The following is a 22929-nucleotide window of genomic DNA, read 5'->3' as shown; positions in this document are numbered from 1 at the left end:
CGGCCGTCGCGCCCGCTGCGCCCGTCCCGCCCGGTGCCGCGCCCGGCGCCGGTCGCGACCGTCGCGTCCCCGCGCGAGCTGCCCGCGGTGCGGCCGCGCACGATCCCGACGAGCTCCTGCGCGTGCGGGTGCTCGGCGTCGGTGCGCCACACGAGCGCGAGGCGCGACCCCGGCGCGTCGGGCACGGGGCGCACGGTCGTGCCGCGGCGGTCGTGCAGGCGCGCGATCGCGTGCGGCACGACGAGCAGCCCGGCGCCGCTCGCGACGAGGTCGGCGCCCGTCGCGGCGTCCGGGACCTCGACGACGTCGACGCCGGCGGGGGTCCACCCGAGCACGTCGTCTGCGGGGACCAGCAGCGTCTCGCCCGCGAGGTCCGCGACGTCGACCTCGTCGAGGACCGTGAGCACGTGGTCGGCGGGCACGACGACGACGGTCGTCTCGGTCCACAGCGGCACGACGGCCCAGCCGTCGCGGGTCGTGGGCGTCGTCGTGGGCAGGCCCGGCGGGGGCGTGAGGGCCGCGCCGTCGGCGGGTGCGGGCGGCAGGCGCAGCACGGCCGCGTCGACGTCGCCCGCGAGCACCGCGGCGACCGCGGCGGCGGGCTCGGCGTGCACGACGTCGAGCGGGTCGTCGGGCAGGCGTTCGCGCCACACGCGCGACCACCGGTCGGGGCTGGTGCCGGGCACCAGGAGCAGCCTCACCGGACGCGCCGCACGACGACGTCGGTGACCTCGTGGCCCAGGTCGAGGCCACGCTGCTCGAAGCGCGTCACGGGCCGGTGCGCGGGCCGTTCGACCGCACCGCCGGCCAGGTCGGGGTCGGCGGTGAGCACGTCGACCATCTGCGCGGCGTAGTCCGCCCAGTCGGTCGCGACGTGCAGCGTGCCGCCGACGCGCAGGCGGTCGCGCAGCAGCGCGACGTGCGCGGGCTGCACGAGGCGCCGCTTGTGGTGGCGGGCCTTGGGCCACGGGTCGGGGAAGAAGGCGTGCACCGCGTCGAGCGACCCGGGCGCGACGGCGGTGCGCAGCAGCCGCAGCGCGTCGCCGTGCGCGACCCGGACGTTGGTCAGGCCCGCGCGCTCGACGAGCAGCAGCAGCGCCGCGACGCCCGGCAGGTGCGCCTCGACCGCGAGCCAGTCGCGGTCGGGGTCGGCGGCGGCCATCGCGGCGGTCGCGTCGCCCATGCCCGAGCCGATCTCGACGACCAGCGGCGCGGTGCGCCCGAACAGCGCGGCCGTGTCGAGCAGACCGTCGGGCGTGCGCGGCGGCGGCACGCGGTCGTCGTCGACCGAGAACCCCCAGCGGTCGAACAGCCGCTCGAGCGCGTCGGTGCGGTCCCGCCCCAGGGGTGCGCGGCGCGGGTGGAACGTGCGCAGCGGCTCGTGGGGTCGCGACGCGCGGTGGGTGAAGACGTCGGGCCGCACGGGCCCACCCTACGCAGCCGCTGCCTGCGCGCGGTCTCGCGTCGTGCCGTGCGTCGGGTCCGGGCGCGGCCCGCGGTGCCCGGACCGGTCGGGCACGCACGTCGCGCGCACCGGTCGGGCGTCGCGTCGCGCGCGCCGGTCAGGCGTCCCGTGCGGCGCGCACGCGGTCGACGAGCGCGGTGACCGCGCGCGGTGACGCGGGCGCCACGCCGCCCTCCTGCTTGGCGGTCGGCACGAGGACCAGCTGCGCGCCCGCGTCCGTCGTCAGGCAGACGGCCGGTCGGGTCGCGCCGCCGGCCTGACCGGTGGCCGTGGTGACCGACGCGACCTGCCCCCAGTCGAGCTCGACGAGGACGTCGGCGCCGCGCCAGAGCTCGACGCCCGTGCCTGACCAGGCCAGTGTCAGCCGGGACCCGCCGGACGGTCGCAGCCGCTCGACGTGCCAGCCCTGGCGCCGCAGCTCACCGCCCAGGCCGGCGTCCGACCACACGGCCCACGTCGACCAGTCGGGTCGGGCGGCCGCGGCGGCGCGGCGGCGCGCGGCGTCGCGCCGTGCCCCGAGGACCACGAACCCGACGACGGCGCCGACCACGAGGACGGAGACGGCGAGCGTCAGCGGCAGGTCGGAGCGCGGCTGGGTGAGCGTGCGTCGCCAGGCCGCGACCGACAGGGCGACGACCCCGACCGCTCCCAGCACGAGTCCCCAGCGGTCGTTCTTCATCGGTCGGCTCCTTGGAGGTGGTGGTCGTCGTGGTGATCGAGCCGGGGCGTGAGCGGCCACGCGTCCGGGTCAGGGAGGGGCACCTGCACGCGTCGGATCCGTCCGGACTCGACGACGACGCCGCGCCCGGGTGGGAACTCGGAGCGCGCCATGCGCGGGAAGGGCGTGCGGAACAGCGGGTCGCCGTCCAGGTGGTCGGGCTGCAGGACCAGGCCGCGGCGACCGTTGCGGACCTCGGCGACGAGCTGCCACGACGAGCCCCATGCGGACGTCTCGGCCTCGGCGACGACGAGGTGGTCGTTGCGTCGCGCGGTGCGGACGGCCTCGGTGAGCGGCTGCTCCGCGGGCGTGCCGAGCAGGTCGTTGAGGGACTCGACGACCAGGACGACGCCGAGCGCGCCGGTCGCGGGCTCGGCGAGGTCGGGCAGCAGCGACCGCGCGAGCGTCGCCGCCTCGTCGGGGGACACCGCGACGTCCGTCCAGACGTCCGCGGCCCGCACGGGCGAGCGTCGGTTGCCCACGTAGTAGAGGCGGCCGTCGGGTGCGAACCGGCGCAGCGACGTCGCGAGCGCGGTGAGCACCGTGGTGCGGCCGCTGCCCGGTAGACCGGCGAGCAGGAACGAGCCGTGCGGGTCGAAGCCGACGGGTGCGAGCGTGTCGTCGGCGACGCCGAGCACGGGCCTCCCGTCGACGGCGGTCGGCAGGGACGACTGCGCGACGACCGCGGGCAGCCGCCGCACGGCGGGCGCGTCGGCGACGCCGGCCGTCCGAAGCCGCTCCGCGAGCCGGGCGATGTGCTCGGCCTGCTCGGCGGGGTCCTGCGTGCCGCCCTCGACGGCGAGCTGGAGCTCGTGGCTCGTCCCGACGGGCACGGCGCGGCCCGGTGGCGAGGTGGGCGACAGCACGTCGTCGGGCACGTCGAGCACGCCGTAGGAGCTGTCGTCGGCCTGCCGCAGGACGATCCGCTGCGGGACGCTGCCCGCGAGCGCGGTCGGCAGCGCCCCCGGTCGTTCGGCGGCCATGACGACGTGGACGCCGAGCGGGCGGCCCTCCGACACGACGCGGCGGAACGCGGCGAACGTCGCGGCGCGTCCGGGCTCGGACTCCCACGCGTCGCGGAACGCGCTCAGCCCGTCGACGAGCAGCAGGACGCGCGGCTCGTCGTGCCGTCCGGTGAGCGAGCGGTACTGCGTGATCGACCCCGCGCGGGCCTGCGCGTACCGGGCCGCACGCTCCTCGACGGTGTCGAGCAGCGTGCGGACCAGGCGCGTGACGCGCTCGGTGTCCGAGCCGTCGACGACCGAGCCGACGTGCGGCAGCGGGTCGAGCATCGCGAGGCCGCCCGCGCCGAGGTCGAGCCCGTAGACGCGCACGGGGTGACCGGCGGCGCACGCGCGCCCGGCCGCGACCGCGATGGTCCGCAGCGCGGTCGACGTGCCGGAGCCGCCCGTGCCGTAGAGGACGAGCGCGCCGTCGTCGGGCCGGTAGGGGTAGGTGACCTGACGCTGCTCCTCGGGCAGGTCGACCACGCCCAGCGGCAGCGTGGCGTCGTCGGTGACGGGCAGCTCGGCGAGGTCGTACAGGGCTCGCAGGTCGGGGAGCCAGGGGCGGCGCGGCGGGGCGACGCCGGCGGCCTGCGCGGCGCGCGAGACGGTCGCGACGACCCGGGCGATGTCCGTGGGCCCCTCGGGGCCGTCGGGCGCCTGCTCGGGCGCGGGGACGACCCACGGCTCGCCGGGCCCGAACCGCAGGGACTCGACCTCGACGGTGCCCGTCGCGGCGACGGCCGAGCGCCCGCCGGCGTAGGCGCTCTGGAACAGCGCGATGCGACCGGGACCGGTGCGGACCGCACCGCGTCCGGGGACGGCCGGGTCGAAGTGCGCCGAGACGGGGGACCCCAGCACGTCGGTCGAGTCCTGCTCGTCCGCGGTGCGCAGCGCGATGCGGAGGTTGGTGTTGGCGCGCAGGTTGTCCTTGATGACGCCCGCGGGGCGCTGCGTCGCGAGGATGAGGTGCAGGCCGAGCGAGCGGCCGCGCTGCGCGACGTCGACGACGCCGTCGACGAACTCCGGCACCTCGGACACGAGCGCCGCGAACTCGTCGACGACGATGACGAGCGCGGGCGGGGTCTCCGGGTCGCCCGTGCGTTCGAGCGACAGCAGGTCCTTGGCCTTCTTGCGCTGCAGCAGGTGCTCGCGCCGTCGCAGCTCGGCCCGCAGCGACGTGAGGGCGCGCCGCACGAGGTGCGGCGTGAGGTCCGTGACGAGGCCGACGCAGTGGGGCAGCTCGACGCAGTCGGCGAAGGCCGCTCCGCCCTTGTAGTCGACGAAGAGGAACGTGACCCGGTCCGGGCTGTGCGCGGTCGCGGTCGCCAGCACCCACGCCTGCAGGAACTCGCTCTTGCCCGAGCCGGTGGTGCCGCCGACGAGCGCGTGCGGCCCGTCGCGCCGCAGGTCCAGCGCGAGCTCGCCGGCGACGCCCTGGCCCAGCACCGCGCGGAGCGTGGCGTCGCTGCGGCGCGGCACCGGCGGGGCGGTGCGGTCGACGAGCGACCCGGTCTCGCGCCACCGCGCGACGACGGCCCGCGGGTCGTCGGCGACCTCGGGGCCGGTCAGCGTGAGGAAGCCGACCGTGCGCGGCAGGTCCGACTCGTCCTCGACGGGGGCTCCCGCGTCGACCACGCCCGCGAGGTGCAGCGCGAGGGCGGCGGTCGTCTCGTCGTCGACCGGCTCGGCGAGCACGTCGTGCCAGGTGCGGTCCGCGACGGCCCCGGCGCGCACGCCCGCGTCGGTGCACAGCAGGAAGGTGCGGCACGCCGCGGGCAGGCGGGGCAGCAGCGGTGCGCACCACAGCACGTGCACGCCCGCCGCGGGGCCGTCCTCGGCGATCCGGACGAGCCGGCCGCGCTCGACGGGTGCGTCGTCCTCGACGACGAGGAGCACGGCGGGCAGGGCGCGTCCGCCGTGGCGCTGCGCGGTGCGGGCGGCGACGAGCTCCTCGAGCCCGGCGACCACGGCGGTGCCGCTGGCCGCGTTGTCCCCGAGGTGCAGGCCGAGGGGGCTGTGCGGGCTGGCGGTGTGCGGCAGCCAGGTGAGCCACTCCCACGTCCGGGCGCTGCGCGGTGACGCGACGGCTGCGACGACGAGCTCGGCGGGGGAGTGCAGGCTCACGAGCTGCGCGACGAGGCCGCGCGCGACGGCCTCGGCGTGCTGCGGCGCGCCGGCCACGCCGAGACCGCCGACGTCGCGTAGCCGCGCCACGAGCGGCACGCCGGCCACGTCCGTGAGCCCGGCGAGGGTGCGTTCCAGGTCGTCCCACAGCGCGCCGTCGGCCTGCCCGCGCGAGGGTGTGCGGATCGTCGTGCGGGAGGTGGCCGTGCCGGTGCCGAGGCGGACGCTGAGGAAGTCCTCGTCGTCGGGGCGACGGCACCACAGCACGGGGCTGAGTCCGAGGGCCGCCCCGACGGCCTCGGCGGTGGCGGGGTGCTCGCGCAGCCGGGTGGCGACCTCCTCCTCGTGGTCGGCGCGCACCTGCGCGGCGAGCCGGTCGAGGTCGGTGCGGAACTGCGCGGTCTGGGCCCGCACACGCGCGCGCTCGCCCGTGCGCCGGTCCAGCCAGGACCCGAGCAGGAGCAGGGGGCTGAGCCCGACGAACGCGAGCGTGAGGGGGTTGTGCGTGAACAGGAACAGCGCGACGCCGAGGACCGCGGGAGCGAGCATCGCGAGCCACGGGAAGCGCTGCGGCTTGGCGGGCTCGGGCGGTGACGGGGCCTCTACGGTCCGCTCCGCGTAGCGGGGCACGACCAGCGGCGGCCGGTTGAAGGGCACGACGCCCCCGCCGGCGGTGGTGGTCGCGGTCCGCAGCCGCTCGAGCCGCAGCGTGGTGTCGCCGAGGCGGACGACGTCCTGCGGGCCGACGGTCGTCCGGGTGACGAGACCGCCGTCGACGAGCACGCCGTTGGCGGACCCGTTGTCGACGATCTCGACGTCGTCCGTGACGACGACGCGTGCGTGCCGCTGCGACACGGTGCGGTCGGTGAGTCGGACGGTGGTGTCGCGGCCGCGACCGATCGTGGAGACGCCCGCTGCCAGCAGCGCCTCCGTGCCGGCGTCGGGCCCGTCGAGGACGACGAGGCGCGCGGCTGCGTCGGCGAGGGTGGCGTCGGGGCGGACGAACCGGCGGGCGCTGCGCGCCACGGCCACGGTCGACCCGGGACGCAGACCGGCGTCGGCCACGACGGTCGAGCGCGGCAGCGGGCGCAGGTCCGGGCTGCCGACGTCGGCGACGTGCAGCTCGACCTCGCCGGGTGGGCCGCCGAGGCGCGGGTCGGCGCGCACGAGGGTGTCCGCGACGTCGCCCACGGTGGTGACCGTGTCTGCGCCGAGGACCACCGGGGTGGTGACGCCGTCGGGCCGCCGCAGCAGCAGCCGGGTCCGCACGTCAGCCCTCCGCGTCGACCGGGACGGCGTGCACGCTGCGGGTGACGGTGTCGAAGAGCGTGACGAGCGCGTCGCGCGCACCGAGGAGCGGGCTGGCGAACGTGAGCTGCACGAGGTCCTGCGTGCCGGTGGGCTCGACCCAGTAGTCGACGACGAACGTCTCGACCGTGGTGCCCTGCTCCGTGAGGTCCGAGACGTCGTGGGACAGGTGTGTCGCTCGGACCCGCCGCAGGACCACGCCGTGGGGCGTCTCGCCCAGGTCGACGCTCTGCCCGGGTGCGGCGTCGGTGCGGGCGACCTCGGCGATCACGGCGCGGCCGTGGTCGTCGAGACGCGCCCCGGGCAGGTGGTGCACCGTGACGGACGCGGGCACGGGGACCCCGTCGACCTGCATGAGCGAGATCGCGAGCAGGAGACCGTGGGCCTGCGCGGCCCGCGCCGTCTGCGCGAGCAGGTCACGCGTGAGGTGCTCGCGCAGCGGCGCGAGCTCGTCCGAGTCGCCGAGCTGCTGCGCCACGAGCGCCGTGACGTCGGCGACGCGCTGCTCGTCGTCGGTGAGCTCGACGACGAACCAGTCCTGGGGGAGCACCATCGCGATGCCCGCGTGCGGGATCGCCGTGGTGGCGGTGTCGTCGGTCACGGGTGCAGTGGCTCCAGGGGTGTGGCGGTGTCCTCGGTGTCGCCGCAGGTGACGGTGTAGTGGCCGTCGGTGGTGGCGAACCAGCAGGTGGTCGCGGTGCCGTCGGCGAGGGTGACGGGTTGGTCGGTCGCCCAGTCCTGCTCGACGACGGGCACGTAGGCCGTCGTCCGGTCGAACGTGAACCCGTACGCGTCCTGGAGGGAATCAGCCGCCTCCCGTGCAGTCACGCGGCGAAGGTCTCTCCAGGTCTCGATCTGCTGGTCGCGGCGGTGGCGTTGAAGGGTGTCGGTGATACCTGCGCTGAGGACGAGGACGACCATGGGGATGGCGAGGATGACGGCGGTGCGGAAGGGGTTCCGTGAGCGGGAGCGTCCGATGATGACCGCACACACGTGCCAGGTGAAGATGATCACCACGAGCACCCCGAGCCCTGCCAGGACGAGGGCCGGTGGTAGAGCGAACTCGATTCGCTGGGGCTCTGGCGGCATGTCGGGTACCGGGACGAGCGTCGGCAAGACGCTGATCATGCGCCCTCCAGCGTGACGATGAGGGAGTCGGTGATGAGGTTCGTCTGGTCCCCCAGGGGCTCGAACGCCCACGCCTGGTCGGTCTCGAACTGGCACATGAGCGTCTCGTCGGTGCCCGGTGGCAGGACGAACCAGGTGTACTCGCGCACGATGCGTCGGGAGAAGCGCGCGGTCAGGTCGGTGACCAGCAGCACCGCGGGCCCGGCCGCGAGCTGACCCGGCGCTGCCGAGGACTCCAGCACGCGCAGCCCCATGCGACGTGGAGGGTGCTGCGCGAGCGCGAGCAGCGCCTCGGGGCTCAGGCGCCCATCGGGGTCGGGCGAGATCAGGCGGATCACCAGGGACCCCGCGACCACACCCGCGGCCGGGTGCGGGAGCCACGCACCCATGGTGACGGGTGCACCCGCGGGATCGGACCACGCGGTGTCCAGGGCACGCAGGCCCGCCGCGACGCCAGGAATGACGGCGGGGTCGTCGGTGACCTGAGCAGCGAGGGCTTCCGCGTCGGCCTGCGCGGCGCCCGGCACCCACCCGACCCACTGCGGCGGTGGAGTCCAGGTGACGTCGCTGATCGGGCGCGGCGGCTGGACGGTCACGGTGACACCGGCTGCAGGGGTGTGGCGGTCTCCTCGGTGTCGCCGCACATGACGGTGTAGTGGCCGTCGGTGGTGGCGAACCAGCAGGTGGTCGGGGTGCCGTCGGCGAGGGTGACGGGTTGGTCGGTCACCCAGTCCTGCTGGACGACGGGCACAGAGGCCGTACTCCGGTCGAACGTGAACCCGTACGCGTTCTCCAGGGCGCTCGCCATCTCACGTGCGGCCACACGGCGGAGGTCGCGCCAGGCATCGATCTGCTGGTCGCGTGCTCGGCGCTGGGCGGTGTCGACGATGACCATCCCCCCGATGAGGGTGACGAAGAGCGCGCAGAGCAGCAGGCTGGTGCGCAGCGAGCGCAGGGTCTGCGGATGCCCGAACTCGACGCGGATGACGCGGACGACGAAGACGGTCGCGACGATGAGGCCGAGCGCTCCGAGGGTGATGGCGAACGGTGAGGAGAACGTCATCGGCTCGGGCTCCGGCGGCAGGTCCGGTACGGGGACGACCAGCGGCAGGATCACGCGTCCTCCAAGGTGACCACGAGGTTGTCGGTCACGACGTTGCTCTCGACCCCCAGCGCGGCCACGAGGTCGGGATGCTCCGTCTCGAACTGGCAGAGCACGATGTCGCTCGTCCCCGGTGCCAGCACGAACCAGTTCAGCTGCGTCGTGATGCGTCGCGAGAAGCGCGGGACCATCTCCACCATCTGCAGGACCGCCGGCCCGACAGCAAGCTCGCCCGTCACGGCGGCGCAGTCGGTGATCCGCACGCCTCGGGTGCGCGGCGGCTTCCCGGCCCACTCGTGCAGCTCGTCCAGCGTCAGACGCCGGGCCCCGTCCGGCGCAACGGTGCGCACGAGGAGGGTGGCCGCTGCCCTGCCGGAGGCGGGCTCCGGCAACCAGACGCCGAGCGACCACGTCCCCGCCTCGGTGAGGGCGTGCTGGTCGAGCGCACGGATGCCTGCCGCGGCGGCACGGGCGGCGACGGGGTCGCTGACTCTCGCCGCGGCCAGCTGCTCGGCCTGGTCTGCAGCCTCCCCGACGTTCCACACGGCCCATTCCTCGGTGGCAGCCCACCCCACGGCGGTGATGCGACGCTCCCGGTTCACAGACGCAACCTCTCAGCAGGCGTGGGCGGCGGCGACAGGCGGTCGACGATGGTCTTCGCGATCGAGCCGTACCCCATCGCGGCGTCGGAGACGTAGATGACGCCCGCCGTCATCTGGAGCGTGCTGGAGAGCGCCAGCCGCGGGACCAGCTTGTCGATCGCGCGTTCGTACGACACCGCCTGCCGCATGGTCGTCAGTGCGATGCTGTCGGCCACCATGTTCCCGTGGCCCGCCAGCGTCAGGATGCGCTGGACGCCACTCGTGGAGCGGATCTGAGCCACCGAGGCGTCCAACGCCGCCCGGTAGATCGCAGGCCCGCGTGACCCGGTGAACCGCAGGTCCGCGAGGCGCAGCTCGGTGGGTGCGCGGGCCGTCAGCCGCTGGGGGATCACGTTGGTCGCGTACTTGATCTGAGGGTTCCCCGAGTTGAGCAAGACGTCCGGGAAGCCCTTCGCCACGCTGCGGCTGGTTGCCGCGAGACGGGTGGCGCCTCGTGCCACGAGACGCCCTGCACCGAACGTCGCGAGCCCTGCGATGCCGAGGAGGACGTTCGTCCATCCCGCTTCCCCGGTTGCCAGCAGCGTGATGTCGGCGGCGAGCGCCACGATGCTCGCCGTGAGTGCGACGCCGGCGAGGATCGGCCCCAGGATGGGGACCCACCCGAGGAACAGCGACGCGACTCCGGTGACGGCGGCCACGTTCCCGGCGATGGACGAGATGGACCGGACGGCGTCGGCGCCCCAGTCCTGCCACCAGCCGTCGTCGAGACGGTCGGCCGCCTGCGCCGACCCGATGGCGTCGATCGCCCGTTGCGCGGCGGCGTCGTGGTCGCGCACCACCTGCTCGAGCTTGTCCCGCAGGTGCTGGAGCTCGACCTCCGCGTCGCTCACGGTCGTGCGGGCGGTCGACAGGCGTCCCTGGACACGCCGCCTGTCCGCCTCGGTCGCGCTCGGGTCCAGGCTCGCCAACGCGCGCGCGGCGAGCGTGCGCTCGGTGGTCGCGTCGTCGATCCGGTGCTGCACGGCCACGGCCCGCGCCAGCAGGTCGTCGGCGGCGTGCTGCGCGGCACGCAGCGAGCGGGCGTACTCGCCGAGCGCCTGCGCGATCGCCTCGTACCGGCCCTTGGCCTTCAAGACCTCCTTCGCGATGTCGTCAGCTCGCTCCCTGACCGCGCCGACGGCGCGTGACTCCATGTCTGCGGATGTCGTGATGTCAGTGATCCGCGCCACCGCGCGGTCGATGTGCTCCGCCACCTCCCCGTACCGCTCGGCGGCGCGCTGCACCCCGTCCGGGTCGCCCGGCACGGGGTCGGAGGTCGCGAGGGGGAACCACGAGACGCAGGTGGTCCTCACGCCTCACCCCGCAGGGCGGCGGCGAGCTCGGTGTCGAGGTCCTCGAAGCCGTCGGCGATGCCCGTGCAGGCGTCCGACAGCGCGGCGATGTTCTCGACGATCTTGGCGCGGCGGCCGTCCCAGCCGTGCGCGAAGTCCTCGACCGCGGCGGCGAGGCCCGCGTGGCCGACGTGCTCGGCGGCGCGCGAGCTGCGGGCGTTCGCCTGGTCGAACTCCTGCGCGACGGCACGCAGGCTCGTGCCCGCGTCCCGCAGGACGGTGGTGCCGATGCTGAGCTTGCCGCTCACGGGGCCCCCTTCGGCGGCGTGGTCGGACGCGCGGACGCGCTGGCCTCCGCCGGCGGGAGGGGTGCCGGCGGAGGCCGCGGTGGTCAGCGCAGACCGGCGGCGAGCTGGGCGTCCGCGTCCTCGAGGGTCGTCGCGGCGGACGTCAGGTACTGGCCCAGGCTGGTGAGCGCCGACACCGTGTCGGTCGCGCCCTGCGTGAACTGCCGGTACGACTCCCCGAACGCGACGGAGGCCTGGTCCGTGACGAATCCCGAGGAGATGAGCGACTCGATGAACGCCTTGAGCTCGTTGAGCTTGGTGGTGATCTCGTCCTGGCCGGAGGTCAGCCGCGTCGCCGCGTCACGCATCTCCTGGTAGGTGACATTGAGGTTCGCCATGGTCCCGTCCTTCGTCCGGCCGGCGGTCTCCCGCGCGACGACTCGTTTCGACGGCGGTGACGGTAGCCAGGTCGGGAGGGGCCCCGTGGGCGTTTTCCACAGGTTCACCCGAGTGCCGGGCCCGTGCGGTGCAGCACGCGACGGCACGGGCGTCGGACTTGCGCGGACCACGCGGACGCACCGCGTCGGGCGGCGCGCCGACCGCGCCGGCGGGCGGGACGAGCGTCAGGCGGTCGCGTCGTCCGGCTGCTCGACCAGCGCGAGGACCTCGCCGGCCGGCCCGCGGACCAGCAGCACGCGCCCGTAGGGCGTGTCCTCGGGGCCGCTGACGACCTCGCCGCCGAGCGACGCGACCAGGGGCGCGATCGCGTCGGCCTCCTCGACCGCGACGTACCAGGTCCACGCGGCGGGCACATCGCCCGCGCCGTGCCCGTAGCCGCCCACGCCCGCGGCGGGCGAGCCGCCGATGCCGAGCGACGTATACGTGAAGTCGGGCGCGCTCATGTCCTGCTGCTCGTACCCGAACAGCGCCGTGTAGAAGCGGCGCGCGGCGGCCGGGTCGTGCGACATCTGCTCGGCCCACACGAACGCACCGGGCACGTCGGTGACCTCCCAGCCCGTCTGCCGGCCGGACTCCCACAGCCCGACGGTCGCGCCCGTGGGGTCGATCAGCACCGCGCGGCGGCCCAGGTCGAGCTCGGTGGTGGGGCCCATGACGACGGTCGCGCCGGCCTCGACGGCCCGCGCGGTGGTCGCGCTGACGTCGTCGGTCGCGAGGTACACGCACCACCCCGCGGGGCTCGGCACGTCGGCGACCGCGAGGCCCGCGACCGCGCAGCCGTCGAGCGTCGCCGTGACGTACCCGCCGGTCTCGGGCCCGCCCACCACGAACTGCCAGCCCAGCAGGCCGCCGTAGAACCGCTGCGTGGGCGCGAGCTCCGTGACGACCATGTCCGCCCAGCCGGGGACGCCGGCGGGCCACGGGCTGGGGCTCAGGGTCACGGCATGGCTCCTGCGGGTCGACGGCCGCGCGCGGGACCGCGGCGGCGGAGCACAGCCAACCACCCGCGCCCGCGTCGCGCACCACGGGTCCGCGTGCTACGCCAGGACCATGACCGACGTCACGCGCCCGTCACCGCCCGACCGCGACGCCCCCGACGGTGCCGCGGGCGGCGACGCGTCGCCCGCGGGCGACGCGCTCGACGCGCTGACGCCGGCAGGCGACGACGAGCCGGGCGGCGAGTCCACGCTCACCGTCGTGCTCGCGCTCGCGGCCAACGCGCTCGTCGCCGTGGCCAAGACGGTCGCGGCCGTGCTGACGGGCGCGGCGTCGATGCTCGCCGAGGCCGCGCACTCGTGGGCCGACACGGGCAACGAGGTGTTCCTGCTGGTCGCGCAGCGCCGCGCCGCCCGCGCCCCGGACGCCGCGCACCCCTTCGGGTACGGCCGCGAGGTCTACGTGTGGTCGATGTTCGCGGCGATCGGGCTGTTCGCGGTCGGAGCCGGGGTGTCGGTCACGCACGGCGTGCAGGAGCTCCTCCACCCCGAGCCGGCGACGGACTTCCCGGTCGCGTACCTGGTGCTCGCGATCGCGTTCGTGCTCGAGTCGGTGTCGTTCGTGCAGGCGTGGCGGCAGTCGCGCGCCGAGGCGCGGCGCCGCGAGCGGGGCCTGCTGGAGCAGGTGCTCGCGACGTCGGACCCGACCGTGCGGGCCGTGTTCTTCGAGGACGCGGCCGCGCTGGTCGGCATCGTCATCGCCGCCGCGGGCATCGCGGCGCACGAGGTCACGGGCTCGAGCGTGCCCGACGCGGTCGGGTCGATCCTCGTCGGTCTGCTGCTCGGGTACGTCGCGTTCGTGCTGATCGGCCGCAACCTGCGGTTCCTGGTCGGCGAGACCGTGGACCCCGTGCTGCAGGCCGCGGCGCTGCGGCGCCTGCTCGCGCTGCCGCAGGTCGCGCGCGTGACGCAGCTGCACATCGAGGTCGTCGGTGCGCGGCGCGTGCTGCTCACCGGGGCCGTCGACCTCGTGGGCGACCCGGGGGAGGAGGAGGCGTCGCACCTGCTCGCGCAGGTCGAGCGGGACGTGCGCGCGATCCCCGGCGTCGTCGGCGTCGTGCTGTCGCTCGCCGAGCCGCACGAGCCGTCGCTCGTGCCGCCGCTCGCCTGAGCCGGCGGGGCTGGCGGGGTCGGCGGCGTCAGCCGACGCGTTCCTGCAGGAACGTCACGACCTCGCGCAGGTACCGCTCGCGCACGTCCGGCGCCGACAGGGCGAGGTCGTGCGCACCGCCCGGCACCTCGACGAACGTCACGTCGGTGCCCAGCAGGTGCGCGCGCGCCGCGATCTGCGCGGGGTCGAGCACCGAGTCGGTCGACAGCAGCGCGTCGTGCGCGACGTCGTCGGGCCCCGCGGCGTCGGACGCGAGCACGAGCACGGGCACGTCGATCGCGAGCCCGCGGGCCACGCGCGCGTGCCCGCGGCGCACGGTGCGCACGAACCCCGCGCGCACCGGGAAGCCCTCGTGCGGCTTCCAGGTCAGGTCGTAGTCCCACTCGCCGCCCGTCGCGGCGTGCAGCGCGCGGCCGTAGTGCGGTGCGAGGCCGCGCAGCCGGACCTGCGGCGCGACGCGTCCCACGCGGTCGATCGCGCGCGTGACGACCGTGCGCTCGGCCCACGAGCCGCGCAGGTCGAGCCACGGCGAGTTCAGCACGAGCGCGTCGACGAGCCCCAGCCCGCGCCGCGCGTCGGCCCACAGCGCGGCCGTGAGGCCGCCGGTCGAGTGGCCGAGCAGGACGACCTCGTCGTGGTCGAGCCGGACGGCGCGCACCGCCGCGTCGATCTCCTGCGCGTACACGCCGAGGTCGGTGGTCTCGTTGGGCGGACGCCCGGGCCGGATCGACCGGCCGTGGTCGCGCAGGTCGAGCGCGTAGGTGTCCCAGCCCGCCGCGGCGAGCGCGTCGCCCACGTGCGTCTGGAAGAAGTAGTCGACGAACCCGTGCAGGTAGAGCACGGCGCGTCGCGACGGCGCACCGTCGGGCACGCGGCGCACGAGCGTCGCGACGGGGTCGACACCGGTGCGGCGCGCGACGTCGTCGGGGCGCAGGTGCAGCGTGCGCGCGCGCCAGCGGTCGCCGAGCACGTCGGACGTCTCGCGGTCCCACAGGTCGCGCCTCGGGCGCGCGTCGTCGTCGGCCACGTCCCCGATCCTGCCACGCGGCGTCGCGGTCGGCCGGGGTGAGGTCCGGGGTGACGGCAGCCCTGGACGAGCGTCCAGGAAGATCGGGTGAACCCCGGGTGAAGTGGACTTACGTCCCCTCCCGGCGGCCCTCTCGCTGCCGATGGACCCACCGGCCGGGAGGCGCCCGACCACGGAGAGGCGGTCGCATGCACGCGGTGCCGGTGGTGCCCAGCGGGGTCGAGCGCACGTTCGGGCGGGACGAGATCATCGTCTCCAAGACCGACCCGCGGGGTCGGATCACGTACGCCAACGACGTGTTCCTGCGCGTCAGCGGCTACGCCGAGGCCGACCTGCTCGGCCGGCCCCACAACGTCATCCGGCACCCCGACATGCCGCGCGCCGTGTTCCAGGTGCTGTGGGACGCGATCGGCGCGGGTGACGAGGTGTTCGCGTACGTGCTCAACCTCGCGGCCGACGGCGCGTCGTACTGGGTCCTGGCGCACGTGACGCCCACCTTCGGTCCCGACGGCACGATCGTCGGGCACCACTCCAACCGGCGCTGGCCGCAGCCCGCGGCGATCGCCGCGGTGCGGCCGCTGTACCGCCGCCTGCTCGAGGTCGAGCGCGCGCAGCCCACCGCGAAGGCGGCCGTCACGGCGTCCATGGCCGCCCTGCGCGAGCACCTCGCGGGCGCGGGCACGACGTACGACGAGCTGGTGTGGTCGATCATCTCCGACTCCGAGCGGGAGGCCTGACGTGGCACGACGCGCACCCGTCGCCGACGCGGCGCCGACCGGCGTCCCGTTCGCGACCCTCGAGCTCATCACGCAGGTGCTGCACGCCGCGGCCGACGGCGACCTCGAGCGCCGCGTCCCCGCGGTGGGACCCGAGCTCGAGGACCTGCGCACGGCGCTCAACCGCGTGCTCGACGTCGTCGACGCCTACGTGCGCGAGTCCGGCGCGACGCTCGAGGCCGCGTCGCACGGCCGCTACCACCGCCAGCTGCTCACGCGCGGCCTGCCCGGCACGTTCCGCGGCGGCGCGCGACGCATCGACGGCTCGCGCGAGCAGCTCGCCGGGGCCGCCGCGGCGCTCGCCGGGCAGCAGGAGGTGCGCGACCAGGTCGTCGACCAGGCGGTCGAGGTGTCGTCGCACGTCGCCGCCGCGTCGGTCGAGCTCGGCGCGTCGGCGGCGACGCTCGCGGAGTCGTCGCGGGCGGGTCTCGCGCAGGTGGAGGCCGCGGGCGCCGCCGTGCAGGCGCTCGAGGACACGTCACGCCGCATCGGCGAGGCCGCGGGCGTCATCCGCGACGTCGCGGCCCGCACGCGCCTGCTCGCGCTGAACGCGACCATCGAGGCGGCGCACGCCGGGCACGCGGGTGCGGGGTTCGCGGTCGTCGCGGGCGAGGTGCGGCGGCTCGCGGACGAGGCGGCCGCGTCGTCCGACCGGATCGCGGCCGACGTGGCGGCGGCCCAGCAGGCCGCGACGCACGGCGTCGAGGTGCTCGCGGGGCTCGGCGAGGTCATGCAGGAGATGGACGGCCAGGTCGTCGCGATCGCGCAAGCCGCGGGCGACGCGGGTCTCGCGCGACTGGCCGAGCAGCTGCGCGACGAGGTGGGGCGGGTCGCGGAGGTCTGACGGGTCAGTCCGTCCCGTGCGCCGCACCCGGCCGGACCGCGGTCGGTGACCGGGTCCGGCCGGGCGGGCCGTACGGGTGCGGCCGCGCGACCTCCGTCAGGCGACGGACGGGACGGGCACCTCGACGCGCATCGGTCGCGCGGCGACGTGCCCCTGCTGCGCGACGTCGACCGCGACGCTCGTCAGCCGCACGGACCCGTCGGTCTCGACCTCGACGGTCGAGACCGACGCGTTCGGCAGCGGCACGAGGCCCACGTCGTCGACGGTCGCGAGGTACGCGCCGAGCGCGAGGCCATGGCCCACGACGAGGACGTGACCCTCGTCGTGCGTCGCGGCGATGCGCGCGAACACGTCGCGCGTGCGGTCCATGAACTCGCGGCCGCTCTCGCCGCCCGGCAGGCCGGGGTGCGTGCCGGCGAGCACGTCGGCGACGAGGTCGGGCCACGCGACGACCTCGTCGAGCACGCGCTCGGCCTTCTGCTCGTACACGCCGAACGCGTACTCCAGCAGGCCGGGGTCGGTGCGCAGCGGCACGTCGGGGTGGTGGCGCAGCAGCTCGACGGCCGTCGCGACGGCGCGCCCGGACGGCGACGCCCACGCGGCGCGGAACGGCGTCGCGGCGAGGTGGCGCGCGGTGGTCCGCACGCCCGCGCGTCCGTCGCGCGTGAGGGGCGAGTCGCAGCGTCCCTGCAGGATGCGGCGTGCGTTGAAGTGGGTCCGCCCGTGGCGGACGAGGGTCATGGTGAGGGTCATCGGTGCCCTGCTCTCTGCTCGTCGGTCGCGCCCGACGCTAGGAGCCGCCGGTGGCGGGGCGGTGACGACGACGTGACAGCGGGCCGACGCGTGGGCGGCGGGCACCCGCGAGCTCCGTCAGTCCGGCGTCCACGCCGGGCGCAGGTCGGTCCGTGCGAAGTCGTCGCCGACGAACAGCAGGGGCTCGTCGAGCGCGGACGCGAGGGCGTAGGAGAAGCAGTCCCCGAGGTTGAGGCGCGCCGGGTGCCCGCTGCCGCGGCCGAACTCGCGGTACGCCTCGGCCGCGAGGCGCGCGTGCTCGGGCGTCAGGGCGACGACCTCGACGCCCAGGCGGTCGAGGACGTGCTCGACGCGCCGCCGCTGCTGCGGGGCGTCACGCTGCGCCACGACGGCCGACAGCTCGACGAACGTCGCGGCGGACATGCGCGCGTGGGGGGCGCTCAGGGCGGTGCGGGCGAGCGCCTCGGCGTGCGGCTCCCCGAGCAGGATCGCGACGACGGCCGACGTGTCGACGATCACCGGGGCAGCCCCCGCTCGTCGTACAGGTCGGCGTCGGCGTCGGCGATGCGGGCCCGGTCCTGCGGTGTGAGGTCGGCCCGGTACTCGACGAGCAGGTGCTGCACGTCGACCCAGCGGGTGTCGACGTGCCCCGTCGGTGCCAGGGACTCGACCTCGGCCAGGCGCCGCGCGACCGCGTCCTCGACCGCCGCGGTCTGCGACTGGCCCGTGAGGTGCGCGAGGCGGCGGACGAGCGCATGGGTCCGCTCGTTCTTGATGTTGAGCGACATGGTCGGAGTCTACCCCGGTGTATCGCACTGTCTACCGTGGTGGAGACACTCGGGCGCCGTCACACGCCCGACGTGCTGCGTGAAGTTGAGCGGAATAGACTCAAGTTCGTCAGCGGTTGGGACTGGCAGACACATCCCGACGACGTGCGTCACCCGCACAGGAGGAACCCTTGGACGCGAAGTTCACGACCCGCTCGCAGGAGGCGCTCGGCGACGCCATCCAGTCCGCGAGCGCCGCCGGCAACCCCCAGCTCGAGCCGGCCCACGTCCTCGACGCGCTGCTGCGCCAGGACGGCGGCGTCGCCAACGGCCTGCTCGACGCCGTCGGTGCCGACCGCGGCGCGCTCGGGCGCGCCGTGCGCGGCATCCTCGTCAACCTGCCGTCCTCGACCGGCTCGTCGGTCGCGCAGCCGAGCGCGTCGCGCCAGACCGCCGCCGCGATCGAGGCCGCCAACGCCGAGGCCCGCTCGCTCGGCGACGACTACGTGTCCACCGAGCACCTGCTCATCGGCCTGGCCGCCGGGCAGTCGGGCGTCGCCGACGCGCTGCGCGCCGCGGGCGCCTCGCGCGACGCGCTCGTCGCCGCGCTGCCCACCGTGCGCGGCAACGGGCGCGTCACGAGCCCCAACCCCGAGGGCACGTACAAGGCGCTCGAGCAGTACGGCGTCGACCTCACGCAGCGCGCCCGCGAGGGTCGTCTGGACCCCGTGATCGGCCGCGACGCCGAGATCCGCCGCGTCGTGCAGGTGCTCTCGCGCCGCACCAAGAACAACCCCGTGCTCATCGGCGAGCCCGGCGTCGGCAAGACCGCCGTCGTCGAGGGCCTCGCGCAGCGCATCGTCGCGGGCGACGTCCCCGAGTCGCTGCGCGGCAAGACGCTCGTCTCGCTCGACCTGGCCTCGATGGTCGCCGGCGCCAAGTACCGCGGCGAGTTCGAGGAGCGGCTCAAGGCCGTCCTGGCCGAGATCACCGGCTCCGACGGGCAGATCATCACGTTCATCGACGAGCTCCACACCGTGGTCGGCGCGGGCGCCGGCGGCGAGGGCGCGATGGACGCGGGCAACATGCTCAAGCCCATGCTGGCCCGCGGCGAGCTGCGCCTGGTCGGCGCCACCACGCTCGACGAGTACCGCGAGCGCATCGAGAAGGACCCCGCGCTCGAGCGCCGCTTCCAGCAGGTCTTCGTCGGCGAGCCGTCGGTCGAGGACACCGTCGCGATCCTGCGCGGCCTGCGCGAGCGGTACGCCGCGCACCACCGCGTCGAGATCTCCGACGGTGCGATCGTCGCCGCCGCGACCCTGTCCGACCGCTACATCACCGGCCGTCAGCTGCCCGACAAGGCCATCGACCTCATCGACGAGGCCGCGTCGCGGCTGCGCATGGAGCTCGACTCCTCGCCCGTCGAGATCGACGAGCTGCAGCGCGCCGTCACGCGCCTGGAGATGGAGGAGCAGTTCCTCGAGACGGCCGACGACCCCGCGTCGCGCGACCGGCTCGAGAAGCTGCGCGCCGACCTCGCCGACCGCCGCGAGGAGCTCGCGGCGCTCAACGCGCGCTGGGAGAAGGAGAAGGCCGGCCACAACCGGGTCGGCGACCTGCGGGCGCGGCTCGACCAGCTCCGTGCCGACGCCGACCGTGCGCAGCGTGACGGCGACCTCGCGACCGCCGGGCGGATCATGTACGGCGAGATCCCCGCGGTCGAGAAGGAGATCGCCGACGCCGAGGCGTCCGAGGCGGCGCTCGACGGCGAGCTCGCGACCGAGCAGACCCCGATGATCGCCGAGAAGGTCGGGCCCGACGAGGTCGCCGAGGTCGTCGCGGCCTGGACCGGCATCCCCGCGGGCCGCCTGCTCGAGGGCGAGACCCAGAAGCTCCTGCGCATGGAGGACGTGCTCGGCGAGCGGCTCATCGGTCAGAAGAAGGCCGTCGCGGCGGTGTCCGACGCGGTGCGCCGCGCGCGGGCCGGGATCTCCGACCCCGACCGTCCGACCGGCTCGTTCCTGTTCCTCGGGCCCACGGGCGTCGGCAAGACCGAGCTCGCGAAGTCGCTCGCGGACTTCCTGTTCGACGACGAGCGCGCCATGGTGCGCATCGACATGAGCGAGTACGGCGAGAAGCACTCGGTCGCCCGGCTCGTCGGCGCGCCCCCGGGGTACGTCGGCTACGAGGAGGGCGGTCAGCTCACCGAGGCCGTGCGGCGCCGACCGTACTCGGTCGTGCTGCTCGACGAGGTCGAGAAGGCGCACCCCGAGGTGTTCGACGTGCTGCTGCAGGTGCTCGACGACGGGCGCCTGACGGACGGCCAGGGCCGCACGGTCGACTTCCGCAACGTCATCCTCGTGCTGACGTCGAACCTCGGCTCGCAGTTCCTCGTCGACCCGACGCTCGACGAGGCGTCGAAGCGGGACGCCGTCATGGGTGCCGTGCGGGCGGCGTTCAAGCCGGAGTTCCTCAACCGGCTCGACGACGTCGTGCTGTTCGACGCGCTGACGATCGCGGAGATCGGGCGGATCGTCGACCTGCAGGTCGACGCGCTCGCGCAGCGGCTCGCGGACCGTCGTCTCACGCTCGACGTCTCCGAGGGCGCGCGCGAGTGGCTCGCGCTCGAGGGCTACGACCCCGCGTACGGCGCGCGCCCGCTGCGCCGCCTCGTGCAGAAGGAGATCGGCGACCGGCTCGCGCGCAGCCTGCTCGCGGGCGAGGTGCGCGACGGCGACACCGTCCACGTCGACCTCGCCGACGGCGGTCTGACGGTGCACGCGACGCGCTGACCGCTCCGCGCCGACCCCGCCCGTGCGGCGGGGTCGGCGCGCGCACCGGTGGTCCGCGTGGCAGCATCCGTCGACATGCTGCCGTTCGCGCCCGCCACCGTCCTGCACGCCGCCGGCGGCGGCGAGCTCACCGGTCTCGCCGGGTGGGTCGTGTCCGTGATCGACGCGCTCGGACCCGTCGGCGTGGGCCTGCTGGTCGCGCTCGAGAACCTCTTCCCGCCCATCCCGTCCGAGGTCGTGCTGCCCGTCGCCGGGTACGTCGCGTCGCAGGGCGGCATGTCGCTCGCCTGGGCCGTCGCGGCGGCCACGCTCGGTGCGCTGGTCGGCGCGTGGGCGCTGTACGGGCTGGGCGCGTGGGTCGGGCGCGCGCGCATCCGCCGCTGGCTCGAGCGGCTGCCGCTCATGGAGGTCGACGACCTCGACCGTGCCGAGGGCTGGTTCGAGCGGCACGGCGGCGTCGCGGTGCTGGTCGGGCGGTGCGTGCCCGTGGTGCGCAGCCTCATCTCGATCCCGGCCGGGGTCGAGGGCATGGCGTTCTGGCGGTTCTCGCTCTACACGCTGGTCGGATCGGCCGTGTGGAACGGCGGCCTGGTGTGGGCCGGGTACCTGCTGGGCTCGCAGTGGGAGGACGTCGGCCGGTACAGCGACTGGCTCAACGCGGTCGTGTACGTCGTCATCGCGGCCGTCCTCGTGCACTTCGTGTGGGCGCGCACGGGTGCCCGGGGCGAGCGCCGGCGCGCCGCGAGCGCGGCACGGCGCGGCGAGCGCACGGACGCCTGAGGGACGTCGTGCACCCGTCCGGGGCGCGGGGTCAGGGTGCCGGTGTCGCCGAGCCGTCGAGGAACGAGCCCGTGACCGGCGACGGCGGCACCGCGAGGCACAGCCCCGTGCGGTCGCCGCGGCCCCACCCCTGCTCCGTCGGCGCCCACGTCACCACGCGCACGCCCGCCGCCTGCTCGTCCTCGCTCAGGACGCACGCGCGGGCCACGCGCGCGTCGGCGCCCGCCTGACCGGGCCACACCGCCGCGGGGTCGAACGCGTACTGCGCGACGACCTGCGCCGCGTGCGGCTGCGCGCACGGCACGACGTCCACGCGTGCGACCTCGCCGTCGGCCGGCAGCGCGGCGACGCACGACCCGGTGACGAGCTGCACGACGTGCGCCGACGTCGGGGCCGTCACGTCGGCCGGCAGCGGCCGGCTGCGCGCCGCCGTGACGGCGCGCGTCCCGACCACCGCCGCGACGGCGAGGACGACGAGCGCGCCCACGCCCGCCGCGACCAGCACGGTGCGTCGCCGCGCGCGGGCGTGGTCGGCGGCGGCCTCCTGCCACCCCGGGGCGCGGTACGTCGGGGCGTACAGGTCGTCCGGGACGTCACCGCCCGGCCCGTCGGCGGAGGTCAGGGGGTCGCCCCCAGCAGCGACCCGGTGCGCGGCGCGTCGTCCTCGACGATGCAGTACCCGACGAGCTGACCGGCGGCGACCTGGTCCGGGTGCGGCAGCCACACGTCGGCGTAGCCGCGCTCGAGCAGGCCGGGGTCGATCGCGTCGATCGCCGCGGCGCACTCGTCGAGGGCCGTGGTCATCACCGGGTCGTCGGCCGAGAGGTCGGTCGCGGGCGCACCGGTCGCGGTGACGAGCGCGACGACCTCCGCGTCGTGCTCGACGTCGCACGGCAGCGGGATCGCGTCGGACAGGTCGTAGTAGCCGGGGAACGTCGAGTAGCAGGTCCCCGCCGCGACGTCCTGGGGCAGCGCGTACTGCGGGAGCGTGCCCGACGCGTCGGAGCCCGTGCCCTGGTCGAGCTGGTCGAGCTGCTCCTGCAGGTCGTCGAACAGTCCGTCGAGCTCGCCCGAGCCCGACGAGCCGCTGCCGCTCTGCAGGTCCTCCAGCAGCTGCTCGAGGCTGCCGCTGCCCAGCGCGTCGGACGCCTGCTGGGCCTGGGTCTGGCCCCAGGCGACGAGCGTCACGAAGAGCCACACCATGAAACCGAGCACGAGGGTGCCGACGGCACCGAGCACGATGCCCGTGATCGCCAGGCCGCGGCCCCGGGCGCCCGTGCGCTTGATGCGCGCGAGCGACCCGATGCCGAGCCCGATGCCGATCGGCCCCGGTGCGCCGAGCATGAGCAGCAGCCCCGCGCCCGACGTGATGACCGACGCGATCGCGAGCCCGTCGACCGGGGTCGCGGGCGGCCCCCACGGTCCGGGGCCGGCGGGGGCGCCGTAGCCGGGGCCCGCGGGCGGTGCCGCACCGTAGCCGGGGCCGGGCGGCGGGGGCGGCGTGCCGTACGTCGGCGCGGCGCCGCCGACACCGGGCGGCGGCGTCGCACCGC

Annotated in this window: 24 protein-coding genes; 5 read left to right on the top strand and 19 right to left on the bottom strand. The window is 75.5% G+C overall.

All coding sequences use genetic code 11. From position 1 onward, the window contains the following. The 13 genes from CS2_RS12910 to CS2_RS12850 form a co-directional block, all read right to left on the bottom strand. A partial coding sequence (locus tag CS2_RS12910) for a LysR substrate-binding domain-containing protein (protein WP_169798651.1) occupies window positions 1-686 on the bottom strand: 686 nt, incomplete at its 3' end. Between the two features lie 11 nt (window positions 687-697). After that, window positions 698-1423, bottom strand: a complete 726-nt coding sequence (trmB, locus tag CS2_RS12905) for a tRNA (guanosine(46)-N7)-methyltransferase TrmB (RefSeq protein ID WP_070320302.1) — start codon at window positions 1421-1423, stop codon at window positions 698-700. A 139-nt stretch (window positions 1424-1562) separates the two neighbouring features. Next, window positions 1563-2144, bottom strand: coding sequence for a hypothetical protein (locus CS2_RS12900; protein WP_070320301.1), 582 nt, complete (start codon window positions 2142-2144; stop codon window positions 1563-1565). Beyond that, complete coding sequence (locus CS2_RS12895; protein ID WP_070320300.1) at window positions 2141-6583, bottom strand: type VII secretion EssC family protein; 4443 nt, start codon at window positions 6581-6583, stop codon at window positions 2141-2143. Before CS2_RS12895 ends, CS2_RS12900 begins: the two co-directional genes overlap by 4 nt. A 1-nt stretch (window position 6584) precedes the next feature. After that, entirely contained in the window at window positions 6585-7223 is a 639-nt protein-coding gene (locus CS2_RS12890) for a hypothetical protein (protein ID WP_070320299.1), read from the bottom strand. Further along, the gene (locus CS2_RS12885; RefSeq protein WP_070320298.1) at window positions 7220-7750 is read right to left on the bottom strand and encodes a hypothetical protein; all 531 of its coding nucleotides are present in this window, start codon (window positions 7748-7750) and stop codon (window positions 7220-7222) included. Before CS2_RS12885 ends, CS2_RS12890 begins: the two co-directional genes overlap by 4 nt. Further along, window positions 7747-8346, bottom strand: a complete 600-nt coding sequence (locus CS2_RS12880) for a hypothetical protein (RefSeq protein ID WP_070320297.1) — start codon at window positions 8344-8346, stop codon at window positions 7747-7749. Before CS2_RS12880 ends, CS2_RS12885 begins: the two co-directional genes overlap by 4 nt. After that, on the bottom strand, window positions 8343-8867 hold the full coding sequence (locus tag CS2_RS12875; protein WP_070320296.1) for a hypothetical protein: 525 nt from the start codon (window positions 8865-8867) through the stop codon (window positions 8343-8345). Before CS2_RS12875 ends, CS2_RS12880 begins: the two co-directional genes overlap by 4 nt. Beyond that, on the bottom strand, window positions 8864-9454 hold the full coding sequence (locus CS2_RS12870) for a hypothetical protein (protein WP_070320295.1): 591 nt from the start codon (window positions 9452-9454) through the stop codon (window positions 8864-8866). The genes CS2_RS12875 and CS2_RS12870 overlap by 4 nt, the downstream gene beginning before the upstream one ends. Further along, a complete protein-coding gene (locus tag CS2_RS12865; protein ID WP_156442133.1) occupies window positions 9451-10758 on the bottom strand; it encodes a hypothetical protein in 1308 nt (435 codons plus the stop codon). Before CS2_RS12865 ends, CS2_RS12870 begins: the two co-directional genes overlap by 4 nt. A gap of 44 nt (window positions 10759-10802) precedes the next feature. Beyond that, window positions 10803-11093: a hypothetical protein gene (locus CS2_RS12860; protein ID WP_070320293.1), complete on the bottom strand. Its 291-nt coding sequence runs from the start codon at window positions 11091-11093 to the stop codon at window positions 10803-10805. 83 nt (window positions 11094-11176) lie between these two features. Then, a complete protein-coding gene (locus CS2_RS12855; RefSeq protein WP_070320292.1) occupies window positions 11177-11470 on the bottom strand; it encodes a WXG100 family type VII secretion target in 294 nt (97 codons plus the stop codon). A gap of 225 nt (window positions 11471-11695) precedes the next feature. Further along, window positions 11696-12472 carry a VOC family protein gene (locus CS2_RS12850; RefSeq protein ID WP_070320291.1) on the bottom strand — a complete coding sequence of 259 codons (777 nt, stop codon included), beginning with the start codon at window positions 12470-12472 and terminating at the stop codon, window positions 11696-11698. Between the two features lie 109 nt (window positions 12473-12581). On the opposite strand from CS2_RS12850, the gene CS2_RS12845 reads away from it, so the two are divergent. After that, window positions 12582-13637 (top strand): cation diffusion facilitator family transporter, encoded by a 1056-nt coding sequence (locus tag CS2_RS12845; RefSeq protein ID WP_082740209.1) that lies wholly within the window; start codon window positions 12582-12584, stop codon window positions 13635-13637. A 28-nt stretch (window positions 13638-13665) separates the two neighbouring features. Here the strand turns inward: CS2_RS12845 and CS2_RS12840 are convergent, their stop codons facing one another. Then, on the bottom strand, window positions 13666-14664 hold the full coding sequence (locus CS2_RS12840; RefSeq protein ID WP_226237239.1) for an alpha/beta hydrolase: 999 nt from the start codon (window positions 14662-14664) through the stop codon (window positions 13666-13668). Window positions 14665-14870: 206 nt separating this feature from the next. Between CS2_RS12840 and CS2_RS12835 the strand changes: the two genes are divergently transcribed. Beyond that, window positions 14871-15401, top strand: a complete 531-nt coding sequence (locus CS2_RS12835) for a PAS domain-containing protein (protein WP_369691428.1) — start codon at window positions 14871-14873, stop codon at window positions 15399-15401. Window position 15402: 1 nt separating this feature from the next. After that, on the top strand, window positions 15403-16284 hold the full coding sequence (locus CS2_RS12830; protein WP_070320290.1) for a methyl-accepting chemotaxis protein: 882 nt from the start codon (window positions 15403-15405) through the stop codon (window positions 16282-16284). Window positions 16285-16380: 96 nt separating this feature from the next. On the opposite strand, the gene CS2_RS12825 is transcribed toward CS2_RS12830, so the two are convergent. From CS2_RS12825 to CS2_RS12815, 3 genes are all read right to left on the bottom strand, one after another. Continuing rightward, entirely contained in the window at window positions 16381-17037 is a 657-nt protein-coding gene (locus CS2_RS12825; protein ID WP_070320289.1) for a histidine phosphatase family protein, read from the bottom strand. Between the two features lie 117 nt (window positions 17038-17154). Beyond that, window positions 17155-17556, bottom strand: coding sequence for a type II toxin-antitoxin system VapC family toxin (locus CS2_RS12820; RefSeq protein ID WP_070320288.1), 402 nt, complete (start codon window positions 17554-17556; stop codon window positions 17155-17157). After that, window positions 17553-17825 carry a type II toxin-antitoxin system VapB family antitoxin gene (locus CS2_RS12815; RefSeq protein WP_070320287.1) on the bottom strand — a complete coding sequence of 91 codons (273 nt, stop codon included), beginning with the start codon at window positions 17823-17825 and terminating at the stop codon, window positions 17553-17555. Before CS2_RS12815 ends, CS2_RS12820 begins: the two co-directional genes overlap by 4 nt. 170 nt (window positions 17826-17995) lie before the next feature. Between CS2_RS12815 and clpB the strand changes: the two genes are divergently transcribed. Together clpB and CS2_RS12805 are read left to right on the top strand one after the other, a co-directional pair. Next, a complete protein-coding gene (gene clpB / locus CS2_RS12810; RefSeq protein WP_070320286.1) occupies window positions 17996-20596 on the top strand; it encodes an ATP-dependent chaperone ClpB in 2601 nt (866 codons plus the stop codon). Window positions 20597-20653: 57 nt separating this feature from the next. Next, complete coding sequence (locus CS2_RS12805) at window positions 20654-21376, top strand: DedA family protein (protein ID WP_307416117.1); 723 nt, start codon at window positions 20654-20656, stop codon at window positions 21374-21376. Window positions 21377-21407: 31 nt separating this feature from the next. On the opposite strand, the gene CS2_RS12800 is transcribed toward CS2_RS12805, so the two are convergent. Then, entirely contained in the window at window positions 21408-21881 is a 474-nt protein-coding gene (locus CS2_RS12800) for a septum formation family protein (protein WP_226237237.1), read from the bottom strand. A gap of 113 nt (window positions 21882-21994) precedes the next feature. Continuing rightward, the coding region (locus tag CS2_RS12795; protein ID WP_156442132.1) for a DUF4190 domain-containing protein at window positions 21995-22929 on the bottom strand (935 nt) is incomplete at its 5' end.

This window comes from Cellulomonas iranensis NBRC 101100 = JCM 18110, from assembly GCF_001552375.1.
Lineage (GTDB): Bacteria > Actinomycetota > Actinomycetes > Actinomycetales > Cellulomonadaceae > Cellulomonas > Cellulomonas iranensis.
This window is presented reverse-complemented; position numbering and strand designations above follow the sequence as displayed.